Origin of the sequence: Photorhabdus akhurstii (assembly GCF_019090985.1) — a bacterium.
In the GTDB taxonomy this organism is placed as follows: domain Bacteria; phylum Pseudomonadota; class Gammaproteobacteria; order Enterobacterales; family Enterobacteriaceae; genus Photorhabdus; species Photorhabdus akhurstii.
In genome coordinates, this window is sequence record NZ_CP020335.1 from 369,479 (window position 1) to 386,711 (window position 17,233).

General features: G+C 53.8%; 15 protein-coding genes. All 15 read right to left on the reverse strand.

Going from position 1 to position 17,233, the window contains the following annotated elements:
- Nucleotides 1-4 precede the first annotated feature (4 nt).
- On the reverse strand, nt 5-1,348 hold the full coding sequence (locus B0X70_RS01600) for a VasL domain-containing protein (protein WP_217470729.1): 1,344 nt from the start codon (nt 1,346-1,348) through the stop codon (nt 5-7).
- Between the two features lie 79 nt (nt 1,349-1,427).
- Nucleotides 1,428-4,973: a type VI secretion system membrane subunit TssM gene (tssM, locus tag B0X70_RS01605; protein ID WP_217470730.1), complete on the reverse strand. Its 3,546-nt coding sequence runs from the start codon at nt 4,971-4,973 to the stop codon at nt 1,428-1,430.
- Entirely contained in the window at nt 4,970-5,332 is a 363-nt protein-coding gene (locus tag B0X70_RS01610) for a type VI secretion system domain-containing protein (protein WP_418889061.1), read from the reverse strand. Before B0X70_RS01610 ends, tssM begins: the two co-directional genes overlap by 4 nt.
- A gap of 253 nt (nt 5,333-5,585) precedes the next feature.
- Nucleotides 5,586-5,828, reverse strand: a complete 243-nt coding sequence (locus B0X70_RS01615; protein WP_217471812.1) for a hypothetical protein — start codon at nt 5,826-5,828, stop codon at nt 5,586-5,588.
- A 597-nt stretch (nt 5,829-6,425) separates the two neighbouring features.
- On the reverse strand, nt 6,426-6,815 hold the full coding sequence (locus B0X70_RS01620) for an Imm50 family immunity protein (protein WP_217470731.1): 390 nt from the start codon (nt 6,813-6,815) through the stop codon (nt 6,426-6,428).
- Nucleotides 6,816-7,125: 310 nt separating this feature from the next.
- The gene (locus B0X70_RS25855; RefSeq protein ID WP_217471649.1) at nt 7,126-7,365 is read right to left on the reverse strand and encodes an Imm50 family immunity protein; all 240 of its coding nucleotides are present in this window, start codon (nt 7,363-7,365) and stop codon (nt 7,126-7,128) included.
- Nucleotides 7,352-7,501 (reverse strand): AHH domain-containing protein, encoded by a 150-nt coding sequence (locus tag B0X70_RS01630; RefSeq protein ID WP_336246304.1) that lies wholly within the window; start codon nt 7,499-7,501, stop codon nt 7,352-7,354. The genes B0X70_RS25855 and B0X70_RS01630 overlap by 14 nt, the downstream gene beginning before the upstream one ends.
- A 289-nt stretch (nt 7,502-7,790) precedes the next feature.
- Nucleotides 7,791-8,054 carry an Imm43 family immunity protein gene (locus B0X70_RS25860; RefSeq protein WP_418889049.1) on the reverse strand — a complete coding sequence of 88 codons (264 nt, stop codon included), beginning with the start codon at nt 8,052-8,054 and terminating at the stop codon, nt 7,791-7,793.
- Between the two features lie 16 nt (nt 8,055-8,070).
- Nucleotides 8,071-8,451, reverse strand: coding sequence for an Imm43 family immunity protein (locus B0X70_RS24960; RefSeq protein WP_246593414.1), 381 nt, complete (start codon nt 8,449-8,451; stop codon nt 8,071-8,073).
- Nucleotides 8,451-8,675, reverse strand: a complete 225-nt coding sequence (locus tag B0X70_RS01640; protein ID WP_217470732.1) for an AHH domain-containing protein — start codon at nt 8,673-8,675, stop codon at nt 8,451-8,453. Before B0X70_RS01640 ends, B0X70_RS24960 begins: the two co-directional genes overlap by 1 nt.
- Before the next feature lie 71 nt (nt 8,676-8,746).
- Complete coding sequence (locus tag B0X70_RS01645) at nt 8,747-9,079, reverse strand: hypothetical protein (protein WP_112896816.1); 333 nt, start codon at nt 9,077-9,079, stop codon at nt 8,747-8,749.
- Nucleotides 9,079-13,455, reverse strand: a complete 4,377-nt coding sequence (locus B0X70_RS01650) for a PAAR domain-containing contractile injection system baseplate protein (RefSeq protein WP_246593415.1) — start codon at nt 13,453-13,455, stop codon at nt 9,079-9,081. The genes B0X70_RS01645 and B0X70_RS01650 overlap by 1 nt, the downstream gene beginning before the upstream one ends.
- Nucleotides 13,456-13,476: 21 nt before the next feature.
- Nucleotides 13,477-13,896 carry a DUF1795 domain-containing protein gene (locus tag B0X70_RS01655; RefSeq protein WP_217470733.1) on the reverse strand — a complete coding sequence of 140 codons (420 nt, stop codon included), beginning with the start codon at nt 13,894-13,896 and terminating at the stop codon, nt 13,477-13,479.
- Nucleotides 13,897-13,941: 45 nt separating this feature from the next.
- Nucleotides 13,942-15,846 carry a type VI secretion system Vgr family protein gene (locus B0X70_RS01660; RefSeq protein ID WP_217470734.1) on the reverse strand — a complete coding sequence of 635 codons (1,905 nt, stop codon included), beginning with the start codon at nt 15,844-15,846 and terminating at the stop codon, nt 13,942-13,944.
- A 21-nt stretch (nt 15,847-15,867) separates the two neighbouring features.
- Nucleotides 15,868-17,193, reverse strand: coding sequence for a VasL domain-containing protein (locus tag B0X70_RS01665; protein WP_217470735.1), 1,326 nt, complete (start codon nt 17,191-17,193; stop codon nt 15,868-15,870).
- Nucleotides 17,194-17,233 lie beyond the last annotated feature (40 nt).

Consider the following 17,233-nt stretch of genomic DNA (forward strand, 5'->3'; position numbering starts at 1 on the left):
GAATTTACGGGCGGGGTTGCCCGGGGAGCGCGGTCAGCCCGGCGGCTTTCTGCAACGCGTAATACTGGCTGAGCAGGGCGTTAAACCGGTCGTCGGTCTTTTTTATCAGCGCCGGTGAGACGGGCTGTCCCTGTTCGACGGCGGCGGAAAGCTGGCGCAGCAGCTCTTCCAGCGGGCGGTCACGGTTGTGGCTGTGCTGGATTTGGTAAATCGCCGTTTTCAGGTAAGAGAGGGTGAAACTGCCCCGGTTGCGCTCCTGCGCCAGGATGTTGTCCGCCAGTAACTGGAGCTGATGCCGGGTCTGCTGCCAGCTGCCGGAGACCGGCGCGTTTTCCAGCCGGATGGTCTGTAACTGCTGCCAGCGCTGCGTTTCACGCTGCTGCCGGCTGTCCTGCGGCCAGGTTTTTTGTGCCCTGTCGGTCAGCTGCTCAGCCTGTTGCAGCACCACCAGCGGGGAGGTGTCCGCTAACCGGGTTAACTGCTGCGCATAAGTTTGCAGGTCGGGGTGGTACAGCCAGGCCAGTCTGGCTCCGTCCGGGGTGTCAGTCAGGGCGGTGAGCTGCTGTTGCAGCGGCCGGTAAAGTCCCAGCCAGCTGCCGGTCAGGACAAACACGCCCAGTAAGAGACCCAGGCCAAACCCCTGTAGTGCGCTCATCGGCCGCGGGGGCGGTTCAGGGAAACGGACCTGGACTTTAGGCTGACTGTGGTCGTATCCCGCGTCGTCGTCAGTGTCCGGTTCCGATGGCGCCGGCTCGGTTGTGTTGGCCAGGTAAACCAGCGGCGGCATCTGCACGGGTTTGGCGGCGGGTTTGGGCAGGATGCGGGTCTGTTCCAGTTTTTTGGCGGTGTTCTGGAAGAACCACAACAGGTTTTCGACTTTCGGCAGGCGTTTCAGGTCGGACTGCTGGAGCCGGTCGACTATCAGTTGTAAGGCCCGCTCGGCCCGGTAAATCATCCGCAGGTCACGGGGGGTATAGTCGTGCTGGCGTAACGCGTTGCCGCAGCGGGTGTTAAACCAGTCCAGCATCTCAGTGCGGACCGCCGGCTGCGGGGGCCACAGTGCATCCCACTGGCTGACCATCACCCCGGCCAGCAGTTCACAGCCTTCGGTAAACCCGGCCAGGCCGCTGAGCTGCATCCGGGCCAGGGTGTAGTAAATCGCGCTCTGCAAATCGACGCCGTGGGTGCGAAACAGCGTCAGGGCCAGGGATTCGATAAGCGGCCAGTTCACTGCCGGCTGAGACGGGTGGTTGATTTTATTGATTTCCTCGCGTATTGCCGTGAACGCCGGCAGATTCATCGGGTTACTGCCGGCGCGGATAATCAGGTTTTCAGGGTGTTCACTCATGGCCGTTCATCCTTTCACCTGCCTCCGTCGGCGCGGAGGACAGGGTGGGTTTCTATTTTGCAATGAATAAAATTTGCCATTAATACAGCGTGTCAGGCAGTCTGAACTGGCTGAACAGGCCGCCGGCAAACGGGTTGTCGGATTCATCCACGTAGATACGGTAGGTCATGTCGCCCCCGTCCACCGTGAACCGCACATCAAACGCATCCTGACGCACGTTAGTCAGTTTGCCGCTGTTAATCAGACGTAACTGAGCCCACGGGCCGGTGAAGCTGATGGCGCGCGGGGATTTGCCGCTGGCATCCGGTATCAGCGTGAGCTGGCTTTCCACCCCGGCCCGCATCGAGTTGGGCCAGATGAGGTGTACAATGCTGCCGCGGCCGTGAGCATAATCGAGCAGCTGGCCGTCGAGATTGAGCAGGCTGCGGCGTTTATTGCCGGTCAGGCTGAGGGGCTCAATGGCGAACTGGGTGCCCAGACCGTTTTGCGGCGAGAAGAAGGTGTCGCGGATACGGTCGGCCAGTTTCAGTTGTTCCAGTACATCCTGGCGGATAAGTTGCTGGCCGTCAGCGCTGTGGGTCAGGTTGTTTTCCACAAACGGTTTCAGGTTCTGCTGATAGAAGGCATCCAGCGTGCCGCCGGGCCGGAAGAACCGCTCGAACTCACTGAGCGGCACATCCTGAGTGGCTTCCGGGTTGAACGGGTAGCGGCCGGCCAGATAGGTCTGGTACTGTCTGACCACGGTGTCGCGCCATTCGATTTCCAGCGAGCTGATGGCTTCCCTCATCACCACCCGCCATGCCTGTTCGGCCAGTTCGCCGACCCAGCGGTTGAGCGGCGCCGGCAGGTTTTTCGCCAGCTGCTGCACTTCGAAAATCGGGTCGCTGTTATGCTGCTCAAGCCGCTGCTGCACGGCGCTCAGGGCGGCTTTACCCGGTACCGGGGCATTCTGAATCGCCAGCAGGTAACGGTGCAGCGCTACCAGTTTCTGGTAAACCTCCTGTAAGGTACTGTTTTTATCCCCGTATTCCACCAGCACTGCGGTTTCCGGCGCGAACTCCCGGTGAATACGCGCCCGCAGGCGGTAATCCGGGGTATCACGTAACGGCTGCTGGGCTTTGGCCGGCGGCGTCTCGTCAATCTCCGGCAGACGGGTGTTGTCGCTGAGGATTTGCAGGGCGCGGCTGATGGGCTGTTCGCCGCTGATAACCTGTTCAAGGGCGCTGATGGCCTGCGGGATATCGGTAAAATCACGAATATCCAGGTTGTTCATCGCCCCGCGCCAGGTGGCCGTGTAGTCCCCCAGGTACTGCTCGGTGATTTGTCGCTGGATTTCTTTGCGGTCCGTGTCGCTGTACTGCACGTTGTGCGACAGGTTCAGAACCCAGCTGTCCATGACGGTGAGGTCGATCAGCTGGTCGTCCTGTTTGACGAAGTAGTTGTTCAGGCCGTTTATCGTCAGGAATTGCGGGATAATCAGTTGCCTGTCATTATTGGCAATAAAAAGGCGGTCAAAGCCCGGGCCAATCTGGTCGCGCAGGTTGAGGGGCGGCGGCAGTGAATCCTGGGCTTTAATGCGCAGGTTCTGATAGACCCGCTGATAAATGGAGAGCTGACTCAGCTCTTTCTCCGCCTTGATGAGCGGCAGTTTGTAGGGCGCGAAGCTGCTGATCGCGGCCTGATCGCCCGCCTCCCGCGCCGCCCGCCAGTCGGTGTGATCCAGCGCGTAGTCCAGGTGAGTCAGTAACTGCGCCTGTAACGGGCGCTGGCCATTAAAAGCCTGGCTCCAGCGCGCCTGCATATAGTGTTCCACCAGCGATTTATTGCGGCCGCTGCCATCTTCCAGCATCCGCATGATGCGCAGGACGGCCAGTTTTTCCTCGCTGCCTTTAGGCGCCCGGTTGAGGTCATCCAGCAGGCCGTTCATTAAGGCGGGCAGGAAGCGCTGAGACAGCAGTTGCAGGTAGGTGTTTTCCACATACGGGCCGACCGCCGCGCCCTGATAAAGTCCCATATCCGCCAGCAGCCCTTTCTGATGGTAATCCCCGTAGGCCAGCGTGGCCTCACGGACAGGATTGAGCAGGGGAAGCTGTAAATTGCCGTTACGGTCTTCGCCTTGGGGGGGCGGCACGGACAGGAAGGTTTTGGCCTGCGCCAGTACCTCGTCGCCGGCCCGGTAGTTCTTCTGATAGTAGTAGTGCCAGCCGGTCCACAGGGCCAGCACCACCCCGGCGCCCACGGTGGAGAAGGTCAGCAGTGTGTGGCGGTGGCGGTTTAACCACAGGCGGTTTTCAGCCGCCAGATTCGGCTCGGCCAGCAGGACCTCTTCAAACAGCGCGTGGGTGAAGTAGGGCGCGGTGTCCGCCACCGGCCAGGTGGGAAAAGCCTGTGGCCCGAGGTGATACTGCACCGCGGCAGACTGGGTAAAAATGTCATCCATCTGGCCGATTTGTGCAGACGAGGTGAGATAAACCCCCCGCAGGCCCGGCTGTGCCGGACCGCCGTTGTAAAGAAGCCCCTCCAGCAGCTGTACCAGCGCGCTGTGCAGCCCCTGTATCTGGCGGGTGAAGCTGAACAGGGGGCTGCGCTGACTGATATCCACTTTATTGAGCATCATGTCCGGCATGGCCGCGTTGAGTTGCCGCATCCACTGGCGCCAGAACTGTGCCAGCTCAGCGCGCCAGCTGTGCTCATCCTGCGCATTCAGGCTGAACGTGACGCCCAGGATCTGGGCGCGCTGCGATCTGTCCAGCGACTGGAAGGCGGCGCTGAAACCGTGCAGCCGGTCGAGTTTGGTCAGTACCAGATAGCAGGGCAGAGGGTTATGCAGGGTTAATCGCAGATCCTGCAGGCGCAGGTGAAGCGCGGCAATAACCCGTTCCCGCTGCGCTTTGTTGTCGGTCAGTAAGCGGTGAATATCCACCGTCAGGATGATGCCGTTGAGCGGCTGGCGCTGACGGTTTTCGGTCAGCCAGGCGAGCAGAGCCTGCCACAGGCGGGCGGGCAGTTGAGGTTTGGGGGTGTCCGGCGGCGATATCTGGTCGATAAGGAACCCGTCCGGGTCAATGATGACGGCTTTCTCCCCCAGCCAGCAGCGCAGATGCAGGGGCAGCGCCTCTTCCCCGGTCAGGGTGTCCGGCGCGGCAATGTCAGTCAGCCGGCAGCCTTCCTGAATCAGTGAGGTTTTGCCGCTGCCGGTGTTGCCCATCACCAGGTACCAGGGGCGCTGGTAGAGATAATCCCAGGTCCCCAGATGGCGTTGCAGCTGGGCTTTCCAGTGATGGAGATAACTGTCCTGACGGGTGATATCGGCCAGCGCCGGATCGACGGCTTTCAGTTCCACATCCAGCCTGAGCTTTTCAAGCTGGCGCAGGCGGCGCCAGATTTTTATCCCGACAACGCTCAGGGCCAGCAGGAGGATGATGACCGTCGCCAGCCAGCGGGCAGACAGGGTTTCCAGCGGGCGGGTCTGTTTAAACTGCCAGTCGGGACCCCACCACCACAGCCAGATAAGGGCGATACAGGGCAGGAGGGCCAGTATCAGCGAGGCGGCGGCTTTCAGTGGCGGCAGACGCGGCATCGCCGGTTTTTTGATATTTTTTAGCAGCAGAGAGAGCCAGTTCATGGGTTAACGCTCCTGTTTGCGGTCGTCGCCTTTGCGGGAGAGGGGGTAGCGGCTTTTTCTGCCAGCGCCGCCAGCAGGCCGGGTTCCCAGTCGGTGAGCGACAGGCGTTGCCCTGCCCGGAGCAGCTGTCGGTAATGTTGTTGTGCCAGCGCGCTCATGCCGGCCTGTTCCAGTAACTGTGCCGTCAGCAGCTGACCGTAAAACTGATCCCGGGGTTCGGTCAGCTGTTGCTGATAGTGCTCCGCGGCGTGGAGGGCGGCTTCCAGGCCGTGTTGCTGAAAGCATTGCCAGATAGCGTCCTGTTCCTGCGTGGCGCTGCCGTTGACGGTGGCGGTCGCCGGCGGATGCAGCCAGTTCAGGCTTTATACCGCACGGCATAACTCCTTTTTTAAACAGAGAAAATATTTCTTCTCATTTAGCGTCTTGATTAAAAGAAAACAAATATCAATAAATGCTTATCATATTTAACATGTCATTATATTCGTTATTGACTTCATTTAGAGAATTAATCGTATTCTATGTTATCAACTAACCCTTGTTTCTTTCTTATAAGATATCATTTTCTTTTCTAATGTTTTTTTAACTTGATCCTGGGTAGATATTTTTATTCTGTCAAGGATATCCTTTTCTGCTTTTTATAATCCTCATGAAGATAAAACTCGGATACCCGATCAGAGAAAAATCACGCCAAACCATGTAGTTATCTGGTATGTCTTGATCGAAAAGCAGCTTTAATACTCTGTCTGTATTATCAATCATTTCATATTCATTAAATTCTTCAATAGAACCGGATAGAAAATCCGAACTTTTAAAAAATCCAACGGGTTCCATATAAGAATTTATTATCTCACTCATATTGAATTATCTTAAAATTTTACTCCAGAGATCAAAGATGCTCTGTCTTACTTTTTAATTTACGTCTTTCCTCTGAATATTAGTGTTATACCTATCTTTGGATTTAATAATATTGCCATTCTCCATGCCTTTTTTAGCTATATTTTGAATGTTAGCTACTTGTTTCGATATGGCATCAGTTGATTGATTTGGATTTATTTTATCCAGAGCATTGCATCAGTATATCCGTGATTACCTTGATGCCTTGCCATTACATTAACCGGTTGGCATTGGTGTGGCATGGGTATTCACCACGGTAAGAAAGAAATCAGTCGGAAGCGATTCCGACTTTTTGTTGTTTCAGAAAGAAAATAGAATAAAATATCTAAAATATAGTTTATGTATATATTTACTATGAATTTTATATTTTTCTGTATTATTCATTTTTTTATCTTATTATTTGTTTTATATTTTTGTGATTTTAAGTTATATATTTAATATATAAGACTAACTCTGTAAGATATTTATTTCAAGCACGGAAATAACAAAACCGAAAGATCACGGGAATATTTCCGGCTTTTTATTATTTATTGAAATGATTAACAAGAAATTAAAATATTAATCCCACCTTTCATCTAGATAAGGCGTTATATCTCTAATTGTTAGAAATTGAGCAATACAGTTGAAGTAAAAATTATTATGAGAAATACTCATATGTATTTTGTTATCTATATATTCGATAGTTGGAGTGCATTCAAAACCAAGGCTAATTCCTTTGCATTCAAAATGAATAATATCACCAAGCTCTAATAAGATATTGAGTGCATTAAATTCACTTTTATTCCATTTATCAGGGAATGTTGTTGGGATGTTTTTACTATGAAAACCAAGTCTCAGTGAAGAATGCGCATAAAACGAAACAATCTCAACTTCAACATGTTCAATAGATAATTCATTGTTAAACATATGTTTAATTTTTTCTTTATATATAGCATTTTCAAACCACATAATAAGTTTCCTTAAAATTCATAATGCTCAGACGTTCCCGGAACCTTACGATTAAGGATGCGATTTCTAAGTTCCAATCCGCTCTGGCTTACCGTGGATATGCGCCACGGTAGATCATAAGAAGGCCGGAAGATCACACGGATCTTTCCGGCTTTATTTATTTGATCCAACGTTGATCTAAATAAGGCGTGATATCATCAATTGTCATAAAACCAGCAACACAATGAAGATAAAAATCTTTATTTTCTATTGTTAATTTAGTTTCTTCTCGTTCTGATTTAATAATAGGAGTGCATTCAAATCCCACTTTTCATCCATTAATATGGAGTGCAGATACATTTCCGAATGTTAATATGATTCCGAAGGAGTTATATATGTTTTCACTCCATTTTTTGGGGACTATTTCTGGTAATTTTTTACCTCGTAGTTGTATCCTAAGAATTGAAAAATCATGATATATAAGGTTTTCAAATTCCACATTGTCAATTGAAAGTTCATTATTAAACATGAATTTAATCTTTTCTTTATGTATAGCATTATCGAACCACATAATTATAATCTCCTTGGAAACTAACAGACTGATTTAAGTCTATTTTGTCTAGTGCATTTTTAATAGCCCTAGAGTAATCATTGTGATTACCTTGATGCCTTGCCATTACATTAACCAGTCGGAGTTGGAGTGGCATGGGTATTCGCCACGGTAAGAAAGAAGCAGACCGGAAGCGATTCCGGCTTTTTGCTGTTTCAGAGAGAAAGCGGAATAAAATAGCTAAAATATAGTCTATGTATATATTTACTATGAGTATTATATTTTTCTTTATTATTCCTTTTTTTATCTTTTTATTTATTTTATATTTTTGTGCTTTTAAGTTATATGTTTAATATATAAGGCTAACCTTGTAAGATATTTATTTTAAGCATGGAAATAATAAAGCCGAAAGATCACGGGGATCTTTCCGGCTTTTTACTATTATCTTAGGGTAATTTTATTTTCCCTTTTTTGACATTAGCTTTAATGTCGTACCTAAAATCTACACAATAGTGATTCAAGACTTCATCCAATTTAATTAGATTTATTCCTTTGATATTTTCTTTAATTAATCTGTTAGCTACTTTTTCTGAAATAAAGATAAATCCTGCTAATAAAGTAGTCCGTATTGAAAAAATATCATAATTTAATAATTCATTATGAAAAGATAATTTATGAGGAATTAAGTTGCCATATTTATCTTTTTCCAATATTGAATTTTTTTATTTAGAAATAATTCTTTATCAGTAAAAAAAGGTAATTCAATGAGTTATTGATGATTTTCCCATCTTTAATAGATGTGGCAATTAATTTTTTTAAAACATGATCGCTTAATTTAAAATCATTTATAATATTAAGAAATTTATCAGATAGGATATGAGCCATATTGTGTTGATAATAATTAAATCCCAATTTCCCAATATTTTTATTACATAATAGATACAAGGTGTTAGGGCATTCCTTATCTAATAGATAATAAGATATATCATGCTTGGAGCCTTCATAATCCCATTTTTCATTAATCTGCTTCTCAGTATCTACTATAGCATGAAGATATCTTGGCATTAGTGAAGAATTATAATCGTTCATTAATACATAATAATTCATTAATTTACTCTCCCACATTTGGTTGTAGATACTTGACCAGACCATATTTTATTTTTCATATCCATCTGAAGCTTTCTAATAGCATCTCTAGCTTCTCGCTCGTTAATACTATTATTAGAATACTGGTTTCTTATATCCCTTATTCTTCCTCGCACTTCATCAGAATAATTATTATGATTGCTGCTGTGGAAAACTTTCATTCCTTTTCCGACATCTGCTTTCATGGCGGATTTACTGCCCGGAAAAGGCCGGAAGATCTCGAAAGATCTTTCCGGCTTGGATTATAATTTCAGTATCATTTATTTTCACGTAACTTAGCCAAACCTTTTTCAAGACGGCTAATATTCTGATATTTCTCAGGTTTGGTACTTTTATCAAGATAACTAAGCCAGCCAGGAATTACTTTTTTAAAAAGTTCTAGTCCTTCTGGTGTGACATGAGACATTTTCAGTATAAGATCTTTTTTAACATCTCCATTTTCAGCAAATGGTTCCATATTTATTAGTAAGTTATTGTCTTTTAAGAAATACATTAATGCATTGGATAAGCTAATTATTTGCTCTTGATAATCTTTACTTTTATTTGCTCCCAGTAACATTGGGATATTATGTAAATCGAAATCAGTCATTATCTTGCCCTAATCACTTTTGATATATCATTTATTTCTATTAACTCTCGGGTATTTGGATTTCTGACAAATATCCCTCCAGCTTGTTGAATGCGTTGTTCTTTAGCTAATTGTCCGACTTTTGGTGCTGTTTGACTAGTTATTTCAACAGGGCTCCATTTTCCATCTTGCCCCTTGATCACAAAGTCAATCCTCCTCCTTTCTCCGGTTAAAGGATCCTTAACTGACTTGCCATTAGCATCACGTAAGTAACGTTCACTTATGACGTTTTCCTTGCCATAACGTTTTTCAAATATAGCTTGCGCTCTTTTTTCTCTGGCTGTCCCTGCTACTTTATTCGGTATACATTTCTTAGAAGACAATCCTAGAGGGTCGATCCAACCCGTCGGATTATGCACGTAACTGTAAGGATTTACTCCTCCTGCTAACCCCAAAGGGTCAGGGCTGAGGTAGCACGCTGCTTCCGGCAAATAATAGCGGAACCGATTATAAAATAAACCACTTTCTTCATCAAAAAGTTGCCCGGCGAATCGGAGGCCCGGGTCCAGGTGCGGGTTCTCGCCGTGTCCGCCCAGCCGCAGCCCGTACAGGGACTGCTTCGGCCGCCGCCACACCCGCTTGCCTGCCGGGTCGAACAGCGCCAGCGGCTCGCCGGTCGGGGCGCTGACCGCGTACTGGGTCTCCACCTCCCCGGCCATCAGTTCCACCCGGTTGTCCAGATTCAGCGTAAACTGCTGCGTCTGCTGCGCCACCAGTTCCCAGCCGTCAAACACCAGATGGCGGATCATTTTCAGCCGGCCGTGCTGGTATTCACGGATTTCCGCCGGCACATCGCCGTCCCATATATAGGTGGTCCGCTTACCGCTCTGGATACACCGTTTTTCTATCCGTCGCCCAAAGGCATCATAGCGATATTCCCACGCTATCCCGTCCGGGGTGATAAGGCCGGTCAGCTGATTCTGGCTGTTCCACCGGTATTTTGTCAGCGCCAGCCGGCAACCTTCCGCTAAAAACTGCTTCTCCTGCATGCGGCCGGCCCGGTCGTAAACAAACCGGTGCGAGCCCACCCAGTTCAGGCGATGGCCCTCCTGATAGAGGGTTTCCCCCATAATCTCCTGCACCCCGTCAAACCGTCTTGACGGGTACCCGGTTTCATCATACTGATAATGCTCCCGCAGTGTCCGGCCTTCTCCCACCGACATCACCTGACCGTTGCCGTTGAGAAGGTAGTCCAGCTGCTGCCCGTTATCACTGGCGGCGGTCAGGTTCAGCGCCGCGTCATGTTCATACCGGCGGTCAACCCCGGCGTAAGCGGGGCCGGCCAGCTCGTCGAGTTCTGCCGGCCGGAAGAAATGGGGATTACGGCCTGCCCGTTGCGCGGTTAACTGGCCCATCAGGCTGTACTGCTGACGCAGAATAAATCCCCCGTCCACATAACGGCCCGTGTCCCGGCCGGCGTCATCCCGCTCGATGGTCAGGGGCGCCTGTTCCTCCAGCGCCAGCGTAATCAGTTCCCCCACCCGGTTGACTTCCCGGCGACTCTGCCACCGGCAGAGGTGGGTCTGGCCGGTAAACCGGGCAGGACCGGTGACCGGCGTTTTTTCGCCGGTCAGCAACTGCCGTTCTACCGCGCGGTTATCCGGGTAGTGACGCAGAATCTCGCCGTGCGGCTGAATTTCCCGCACTATCCGGTCCTGCTCGTCATAGTCAAAATGCAGGGCGCTGTCCGGCGACTCCACGGTTAACAGCCGGCCCAGGATGTCGTAATGATAACGGGTGGTCCCTTCCGGGGCGTGCAGCGCCGTCAGCCGGTGCGCGGCATCATAATCATAGCGGGTCACGTTCTCTTCCCCGTCCCGCTTTTCAATGCAGTTCCCCGACCGGTCGTAGCGATAATGCCACTGCGTGCCGGCATAATCCTGCTCGGTGATAACCCGCCCGTCCGCATCCAGGGTGTAGGTGTAAGTTTCCCCCTGCGGGTTAATCACCTGCGTCAGTTGCAGCGTGTCGGCATCATAACGATACTGCCAGCGATGCCCCTCGCCGTCACGCCGGGCGACCGGCAGGTCAAACGGGCCGTATTCGACCTGCCATTCTACGCCGCGGGCATCGGTCCAGCAGGTTAAGTTGCCGTGGCGGTCATGGGTGAAGTGTTCCAGCTGGTTGTCCGGCCGGTCACTGACCGCCACCCGGTGATGACGGTCGTAACGCCAGCGCCACAGCGCCCCCGCCGCGGTCAGGCTGCGCAGCCGGTCCTGACTGTCATAACCCAGACTGACGGTCCGGTTCTCCTCATCCAGCACCCGCACCAGCCGCTGATGCTTATCATATTCCTGTATACGGCGGTTGCCGTCCGGGTCGGTTTCGGCCGTTACCAGCCCGAAGGCATTGCGGGTCAGCGTGGTTTTCCGGCCGTCCGGCGCAATAAATCCGGCGGGCTGGCCCTGTTCATCATACCGGGGCAGCCAGGTGCGTTGCAGCGGGTCGGTCATGCCGGTCAGTTGCAGGCTGTCAGCCTCATAGCTGTACTGCCATACCGCGCCGGTGGCCTCCGTCAGCGAAGTGACCCGACCGGTATCGGCCAGATACGTCAGCGTCAGGGTTTCCCCCTCCGGTAATCTCTGTCTGACCAGATTGCCCCAGCGGTCATAGTCATAACGGGTCACGCCGCCGCACGGGGTGTGGATTTCAGTGATTAATTGCTGGTCGTTGTAATGCCAGGTGGTGGTGTGCCCCTGCGGGGTGGTGGAGCGGGTGATGCCGGGGGCATAATCCAGGTGAACCGGATAGAAGCCGCCAGCCCCCACACTGTCGGTACAGCGCCCCTGTTTATCATAACCGTAATCCACCCAGGTCTGGTCGCCATCGGACCAGCGGCTTATCAGGCCCTGCGCATTATATTCATAGTACAGATGAAAATGCTGGGCGCTGTCCGCTTCCGCCAGCCGGCCGTTATCATGGTAGTGATAACGGGCCATCACTTCCTGTAACCTTTCATCGGTGCGGAGTATCTCGGTCAGTTGTCCGCGCAGGTTATAAAGCAGCGTCAGCTCCGGCCCGTCACTGTGGAGAACCTGTGTCAGTTGACCGTGCTCGTTATAGACAAACCGCAGCCGGTTGTCATACACGTCCCGGTGTTCAGTGAGCTGCCAGCGCTGTGTCCCTTCGGGTGAGGCCGGGGAGGCCAGCGCAAAATACTTACAAACCGGTGAATCCCGGTGCCGGAGGATATAGCCCTGTTCTCCCCGGCTGAGGGTGAAATCCGGGTGGTCCGGGTTGACGCTGTGGGTATAAGCGGCCGGTAAGGCAAAATAGAGGGAAGCCCCTTCGGTGGTGCGGATTTCTACCCGGTCGCCGGTGGCAAGGGCGCATTCGGAGAAACTGTCCGTCCAGCCCGGCCCCAGTAAGCCCTGTTCCCCCGGCGCCCAGCTGCGCAGAAACACCAGCGGCAGGGTCTGGCCGAGGGTGATATCGGTCCGCTGGTCAAACAGCTGGCCGGTGGTGACGTCAATCGGGTCGCCGGTAAAGAATTTTTTCGTCGCTTCCCGGTAACGTTTCACCCCCTGAGTTTCTTTAAAGGCGGTTTTGGCACAGCAGAAGGTTTTACCCGATATCACTTTTCCGGCATGCCGGGCACCGGCAATCGCCCCGCTGACGGCCTTTTTACCGGCCTGTCGGGTAAACAGTTTACCCAGTCCTTTAAGGGCGCCTCGGGAAGGGGGCACCAGAAATTCAACCGCCATCAGTATCGCCCGTTCCCAGGCGGAAAACTCTTCGGCGACAGCCAGGTAAGTTCCCTGACCGGAGCCGATAAACACCGTTTTGGCCCCGGATTTTATGGTGGCGCCACACGCCAGTTTGTCATCGACCCGGGCCGCCGGCGAGCCGTTGATAAACACGGTTTCACTGCCCTGGGCAATCAGGGGCGGCGCCGGGTGTTGACTACAGGCGGCGATATCGGTCGTGGCTCTGGCCGCCGGTTTGCCTTCGATAAAGACATTGGGCGAACCACTTGCCAGCGTACCGCTCGGCGGGCCGATGCTGTCCACCATTTTCGTGACGGCCGAACTGGCGGCGCTGATGACATCGCCAAGGGCGAATGTGGCCGCGGTTCCCAGGGCGATGACGGCGACGGTAGCCAGCCCGCCGGTAAGGACGGTCAGCCCCACCAGTGCCGAGGCCGCGGCAAAGACCGCCGCCCCTATCAATGCGCCGGTAATGGCGCCCGCCAGCGCTCCTAGGAAGCTGGCATGTTTAATCGGGTCGCCCTCACGGGCGGCGGCCGGACCGGGGGAGCCCTGTGGCGGGGAGACGCGTACCGAGTGCTGGGCGCCAACCCGCGCTATCCGGGTGACGATTTCATCGCCAAGTGACATGGTGTTCCTCCTGTCAGGTCATCAGACCGCCTGAAAACTGTGGATAACCGCCAGCAACGCCTCACGCTGACCGTCTTCAAAAGGCGCGGGGGAGGTCAGGTTGAAGGTCAGCAGCAGCGGACCCCGGATTTGCAGTATCACGGTCTGGTGCATGTCGCCTTCCGGGCTTTTCCACTGGTAATCCAGACGGCGGGCGGGTTGCTGGCTGAGGGTGATTTCGCCGCGCTGATGCTCCTGGTACCCGGGCAGATGGGCGCAAAACTGTTCCAGGGTCTGTTCATAGTAAGCGTGGTTATCCATGCCGGCGGGGACCGGGGTGCGGCTGACCACCAGATTGATGCCGCTGTCGTCCGGCAGCACAAAGACATTCATGGATTCATCCCGCCAGTTGCCCGGGATAGTCAGTGAGCCTTCATTCATTTGATAGGTGATGTTTTCCATGTTTTTTCCGTTGTTGATTGAAATTAAGTTGATAGTCAGTAACGGTCAGTTCACATTGACCTGTTTGCCATTGATAGTGATATTGGCCCCCTGAATGCTGATATTGCCGGCATTGTCGATGGTGATGCTGCCGCCGGCCGTCGCAATTTCGATACCCCCCGCCTGGGAATGTATCTGGATGTTATTTTTGACATTCAGCAGGCTGTCTTTTTCGACCGTGATTTGACGCAGGCCGGTGATAGCGCTGACTTCATTGCCTGTCACCTCTTTGTGGCGGTCGTTTCTGACCGAAAGCATCTGATTATGGCCGATGCTTTCGGTATGGTTGTTCATGACCCGGGTTTCGCGGTTATTGAGTACCACGGTGTGCATGTCCCGCTGGGCATGCAGCGCCAGCTCTTCACTGCCTTTGGCATCCTCGAAGCGCAGCTCGTTGTAGCCTTCCCCTTTATGGGTTTTGGAACGAAAGGTCATCCGGGTTTTGCTGCCGGGCAGGTCCCCCGGCGGGAGATTGCTGGCATGGTAGGTGCGCCCGGTGACAATCGGCTGGTCCGGGTCGCCGTTAAGAAAGTCCACCACCACTTCCTGACCGATACGCGGTATCGCCAGCATGCCCCAGCCCTGACCGGCCCAGGGCTGGGTGACCCGTATCCAGCAGGAGCTGTGGTCATTACTCTGGCCGTAGCGGTCCCAGAGGAATTGCAGGCGGATACGGCCGTAGGAGTCGCAATAGATTTCCTCGCCGGCCGGACCCACGACTTTGGCAATCTGCGGGCCCTCCATCGCCGGTTTGGGTAGCGGGGTCGGGCGCCAGTGCTGATTGTAGGGAATGAAGGTGAAGTCGTTGCTCAGGGTGGTGCCGCTCTCCCCGGCAGCCTGTTCCAGCGCCTGCGGCTGGCTGCCCCGGTGGGTGACGCTGACCAGCTGCCAGAGCCGGTTGAGGTCATTCCGGGGATGGTGAGTCAGGGTGAACAGCACGCCGGGCTGCATGGTGGCGGCATTACTTTCCCCGTCGCCGGTCAGGGCGTTGTTGCGCAGGGCTTCCAGCCGGTAGCGGGTGAAATCCGCGCCGTGCTGTTCGTCTTTGAAGCGGCCGGGAAAATCGAAGTGTTCATAGCCGGTATGCTGGAGGTCCTGTTCCCGCATCTGATGACGGAACTCCGCCGCCCAGGCCGGGTTTTTGAAGGTGTAATCTTTGAGCTCGACCACCGCCGGCCGCACCTGCGCCTGGCGGGTCAGCCGGGTAATGCACAGCTGCTGGGCCTGTTCGGCCTCTTCGGGGTGATAGGGCAGCACCGGGCCTTTGACGACAGAGCCCGCATCGTCGGCAAACACCAGGGTGTTTTTATTGCCGGTGAACTCAAAGAAGTAAAAAATCCCTTCTTCGGCGGTGAGCCGTTGCAGAAATTCAAAATCGGTTTCGCGGTACTGGACGCAGAACTCCCGTTCCGGGTGCGGATTGCGCAGACTGAACGCCACATCGCGGACGCCGTTCTCTTTGAGCAGGGTGGTGATGATGGTTTTGATATCCTGCTGCTGAAAAATCCGGGCATTCTGGCGCAGGGTGGCGCGCCACATATCGGGCCGGATGGTCATGTCATAGCGGGTCTGATGTTTGCCGGTATTGCCCTGGACAAAGCTGGCGACCATGCCGGTGACGGTGCGCTCGACTTTACCGGCGCGCAGGATGGTCAGGGTGGCGCTTTTGTCGAGGACGGCGGTGAAATCAATGGCCGGGTCGGCACTGGCTAAACTGACCGTCAGCGTGAACGGGGTGGAGAGGGCCTCGCGCAGGGTAAAGCCGGCCACCACGAAGGTGTGCGGCGGCAGGCCGCCGGCGGTGAGGGTAAACTGTAAGCCGCTGGCGCTTTGGGGACTCAGCCGGTCAGCGATTTGTTGAGCGATGTTTCTGGCGCCGGCCTGGCCGGCGGTTTTTTTCTGGAATGACATAGGGGGATTCCTTCTCTGAATTTACGGGCGGGGTTGCCCGGGGAGCGCGGTCAGCCCGGCGGCTTTCTGCAACGCGTAATACTGGCTGAGCAGGGCGTTAAACCGGTCGTCGGTCTTTTTTATCAGCGCCGGTGAGACGGGCTGTCCCTGCTCGACGGCGGCGGCAAGCTGGCGCAGCAGCTCTTCCAGCGGGCGGTCACGGTTGTGGCTGTGCTGGATTTGGTAAATCGCCGTTTTCAGGTAAGAGAGGGTGAGACTGCCCCGGTTGCGCTCCTGCGCCAGGATGTTGTCCGCCAGTAACTGGAGCTGATGCCGGGTCTGCTGCCAGCTGCCGGAGACCGGCGCGTTTTCCAGCCGGATGGTCTGTAACTGCTGCCAGCGCTGCGTTTCACGCTGCTGCCGGCTGTCCTGCGGCCAGGTTTTTTGTGCCCTATCGGTCAGCTGCTCAGCCTGTTGCAGCACCACCAGCGGGGAGGTGTCCGCCAGCCGGGTTAACTGCTGGGCATAGGTTGGCAGGTCAGGATGAGATAACCAGGCCAGTCTGGCCCCGTCCGGGGTGTCAGTCAGGGCGGTGAGCTGCTGTTGCAGCGGCCGGTAAAGTCCCAGCCAGCTGCCGGTCAGGACAAACACGCCCAGTAAGAGACCCAGGCCAAACCCCTGTAGTGCGCTCATCGGCCGCGGGGGCGGTTCAGGGAAACGGACCTGGACTTTAGGCTGACGGGGGTCGTATCCCGCGTCGTCGTCAGTGTCCGGTTCAGTGCCGGCGAGGTAAACCAGCGGCGGCATCTGCACGGGTTTGGCGGCGGGTTTGGGCAGGATACGGGTCTGTTCCAGTTTTTTGGCGGTGTTCTGGAAGAACCACAACAGGTTTTCGACTTTTGGCAGGCGTTTCAGGTCGGACTGCTGGAGCCGGTCGACTATCAGTTGTAAGGCCCGCTCGGCCCGGTAAATCATCCGCAGGTCACGGGGGGTATAGTCGTGCTGGCGTAACGCGTTGCCGCAGCGGGTGTTAAACCAGTCCAGCATCTCAGTGCGGACCGCCGGCTGCGGGGGCCACAGTGCATCCCACTGGCTGACCATCACCCCGGCCAGCAGCTCACAGCCTTCGGTAAACCCCGCCAGGCCGCTGAGCTGCATCCGGGCCAGGGTGTAGTAAATCGCGCTTTGCAAATCGACGCCGTGGGTGCGAAACAGCGTCAGGGCCAGGGATTCGATAAGCGGCCAGTTCACTGCCGGCTGAGACGGGTGGTTGATTTTATTGATTTCCTCGCGTATTGCCGTGAACGCCGGCAGATTCATCGGGTTACTGCCGGCGCGGATAATCAGGTTTTCAGGGTGTTCACTCATGGCCGTTCATCCTTTCACCTGCCTCCGTCGGCGCGGAGGA

Coding starts and splice junctions, on each gene's coding strand:
- B0X70_RS01600 (WP_217470729.1), bottom strand. CDS start 1,348: ATGAGTGAACACCCTGAAAACCTGATTATCCGCGCCGGCAGTAACCCG.
- tssM (WP_217470730.1), bottom strand. CDS start 4,973: ATGAACTGGCTCTCTCTGCTGCTAAAAAATATCAAAAAACCGGCGATG.
- B0X70_RS01615 (WP_217471812.1), bottom strand. CDS start 5,828: ATGAGTGAGATAATAAATTCTTATATGGAACCCGTTGGATTTTTTAAA.
- B0X70_RS01620 (WP_217470731.1), bottom strand. CDS start 6,815: ATGTGGTTTGAAAATGCTATATATAAAGAAAAAATTAAACATATGTTT.
- B0X70_RS25855 (WP_217471649.1), bottom strand. CDS start 7,365: ATGTGGTTCGATAATGCTATACATAAAGAAAAGATTAAATTCATGTTT.
- B0X70_RS01630 (WP_336246304.1), bottom strand. CDS start 7,501: ATGCCACTCCAACTCCGACTGGTTAATGTAATGGCAAGGCATCAAGGT.
- B0X70_RS24960 (WP_246593414.1), bottom strand. CDS start 8,451: ATGAATTATTATGTATTAATGAACGATTATAATTCTTCACTAATGCCA.
- B0X70_RS01640 (WP_217470732.1), bottom strand. CDS start 8,675: ATGAAAGCAGATGTCGGAAAAGGAATGAAAGTTTTCCACAGCAGCAAT.
- B0X70_RS01645 (WP_112896816.1), bottom strand. CDS start 9,079: ATGACTGATTTCGATTTACATAATATCCCAATGTTACTGGGAGCAAAT.
- B0X70_RS01650 (WP_246593415.1), bottom strand. CDS start 13,455: ATGTCACTTGGCGATGAAATCGTCACCCGGATAGCGCGGGTTGGCGCC.
- B0X70_RS01655 (WP_217470733.1), bottom strand. CDS start 13,896: ATGGAAAACATCACCTATCAAATGAATGAAGGCTCACTGACTATCCCG.
- B0X70_RS01660 (WP_217470734.1), bottom strand. CDS start 15,846: ATGTCATTCCAGAAAAAAACCGCCGGCCAGGCCGGCGCCAGAAACATC.
- B0X70_RS01665 (WP_217470735.1), bottom strand. CDS start 17,193: ATGAGTGAACACCCTGAAAACCTGATTATCCGCGCCGGCAGTAACCCG.